The following is a 2,510-nucleotide window of genomic DNA, read 5'->3' as shown; positions in this document are numbered from 1 at the left end:
TCGCGGTGGGTTCGGCGCCGCCAAGCGAGAGCACGAGATCCGGGCGGCCACTGACTGCGCCGAGAAACGGACAGCCGAATGCGAACATCGCGCCAGCGGCTTCGGCGTCGGCCTGGAAAGCCAGCATCAAGGCGTGGCTGTCCACGATGCCCGTCGACGGCGACAGAAGCGCGGCCGTGCAGGACAGTTCAGGCTCCAACGCCATGGCGTCCCCGCCCGAGAGCAACGACAGGTCGTGGACGCCGTTGCGTGCTGCGCGCCGCGCTATGTCCTGCAGTTGCAACGCCTCGGCATCGTTCGTGGCGACGATGAGCTTGCCGCAGCGGCTGTAGGGAACGCCCCGCGCGTCGCAATAATCGTAGAGGGCCTTTCGACCCTCCACACAAAAGCGCGCCATCAGGCTGTCCTGCGGATAATAGATGCCGGCGTGAATGACCTCACTGTTGCGCGACGATGTGTGCGCGCCGATCGTCCTTTCCTTTTCGACGACAAGCACCTCGCGGCCAGCCAGCGCGAGCGAGCGCGCGATTGCCAGACCGACGATCCCGGCGCCGATGACAACGCATTCGACTTCATCCATTGGTGGTTCGATCCCGCTCCAGCATGCGTCCAACCTGTTGTCTCACCCAAAGCCTCGGTGCGCCAGACGGCGTTCGACGAAGCGAGATACCTTCGCATCGCCGAACAAAGGAGAGCATTTCAGACCTTGCGCCTTGCTCATGCCGCAGCGCCATTTTGGACTTGCTCCCATTCCGGACATTTGACGGCTCCGCTGTTCCCAGCCTGGCAGTGGCCGCTGACAAACGGTGTAGCTGCGGGGCATGGTCTGGCGTCCAGGCGGTCATCTCTGCGCGCTAGGGCAATTTCTGCGGCCACGCGTGCGACGCTCTGCGCATTTTCAGCACCCCCGGCGGAAGGTTTGCCTTCTCGGCAGCCGACGGGTCCTGTTCACCCACCGGGCGCGAGGCTTGCCCTCAGCGGTTGGGATCCGGTTGTCATGGCTGCTCCACTGAAAGAACGCACGAAGTTTCTAGAATTCAGATCAGCGTCAGCAGGTAGGCGTCCTGGCGGTCGAGGTCGTCCTCGAACTGTCTGACCCGGTCCATAATCCTCCGGCGGTAGTCATCGCGCGACCGCACGACGTTGGCGAACTGATCGATGAGGTTGTCGACGTCAAACCGTTCCACATGCTGGCACAACGCGCCCAGGCCCATTTCTTCCATCAGCACGTCATTCTTTCGGGAATATCCCAGGGAAATGGTTGGCCGACCGAGCTTCAGCGCGCAAACGACGTTGTGGAAGCGCGTCGCGACCACAATGTCGACTGCCGAGATCTGGAGCATCAGGTCGTGCAGCGAATAGGAGGGTTCCGCGATCATTCTGGAGGACGGCAGGTCCGGCCTAGCACGGCCGACCTCTTCGACAAGAGCGTCTACGGCTGTCTTGTCGGTCAGTTCCCCGGTCAGGAGGCGAACGTCGTGGCCATTGTCGAGGAGATGGACGACGAATTTTGCCAGCTTCTCGATATAGGCGGCGAATATTGCCTCTCCGCCTCGCGCGAAGCCATACCAGCCGTAGTAGCTCATGACCCCGACGCCGACCGTCAAGCGTTCTGCTCCTGCGGATTTTGGGGGCGGATTTGCAGGCGCGTGCAGCTTGAATGCGATATCGGGAAAGATGAGATCCCGGCCTGTATCCAAACCGACGCTCTCCAGGAACTCCTTTGACAGTGTGTCGCGGTAGGATCGGTAGTGGGCCAAGCGTGCGGCAGCCGTCATCAGCCACCGACTGAGGCGATGCCGGATGGGGCCGGCCCCGATGCTGACAAGAGCGACCTTGGCGCCCACCATCCGCGCTCCAAGACACCACCTGAAGATATCGAGCGGCATGCCGTAAGGGCGCTCGCCGAAGTCGTCGAGAATGCCCGTGCCGGGAACGATCACGAGATCGGTATTGCGGATATGCCTGAGCGTTTGCGCAAGGTCGACCATCTTGCCCGGGATTTTCAGAAAGAGCTTGTCGATCTTGCGCGTCACGCCGGTCAAATGCCGCGACCAGCTGATCGGCCGGGTGGCAATGCCAAATTTTCGCGTGACCTCGTCCGGATTGTCGCAAATGCACACAAGTTCCGCATCCGGCCGACGACGCCTGAGGAATTCGATCATGGCTTCGAGCGACCCGTCATTGCCGAGATTGCCGCAACCAAAGAGCCCGAACAGGGCGATCCTGGCGCGCCTTTCACGCATGGCTGGGGCCGCAGGTCCCGCCTGCGCCGGCTCCAGCGCGGCGTCGACTTCGGGTCTTGAGAAGCGGTTTGCGATGCTGTCGCCGGCAGTCATTGGCTATGGCCCATGTCTTGCGAACGCAGCTCAAGGACCCAGTCGGCAAAACCGGCATCGTTCACAGGCGCGGGCCTCAACGTCTGCCGGCTCGGTTCGAACGGAGAACCGTCTGCGGGGCGAGATCGACCGCTGGATGGATCAAACCATCGCGCCTCGATTTTTCGACCG

Annotated in this window: 2 protein-coding genes; both read right to left on the bottom strand. The window is 62.2% G+C overall.

The features are described 5' to 3' along the window. A partial coding sequence (locus MAXJ12_RS25400; RefSeq protein ID WP_008838936.1) for an NAD(P)/FAD-dependent oxidoreductase occupies positions 1-580 on the bottom strand: 580 nt, incomplete at its 3' end. Between the two features lie 457 nt (positions 581-1,037). Next, positions 1,038-2,339 carry a polysaccharide pyruvyl transferase family protein gene (locus tag MAXJ12_RS25395; RefSeq protein WP_008838935.1) on the bottom strand — a complete coding sequence of 434 codons (1,302 nt, stop codon included), beginning with the start codon at positions 2,337-2,339 and terminating at the stop codon, positions 1,038-1,040. Between the last annotated feature and the right edge of the window lie 171 nt (positions 2,340-2,510).

Origin of the sequence: Mesorhizobium alhagi CCNWXJ12-2 (genome assembly GCF_000236565.1) — a bacterium.
Taxonomy (GTDB): domain Bacteria; phylum Pseudomonadota; class Alphaproteobacteria; order Rhizobiales; family Rhizobiaceae; genus Allomesorhizobium; species Allomesorhizobium alhagi.
The sequence above is the reverse complement of the archived record's forward strand: the minus strand, read 5'-3'. Positions and strand labels throughout refer to the sequence as shown.

Coding starts and splice junctions, on each gene's coding strand:
- MAXJ12_RS25395 (WP_008838935.1), bottom strand. CDS start 2,339: ATGACTGCCGGCGACAGCATCGCAAACCGCTTCTCAAGACCCGAAGTC.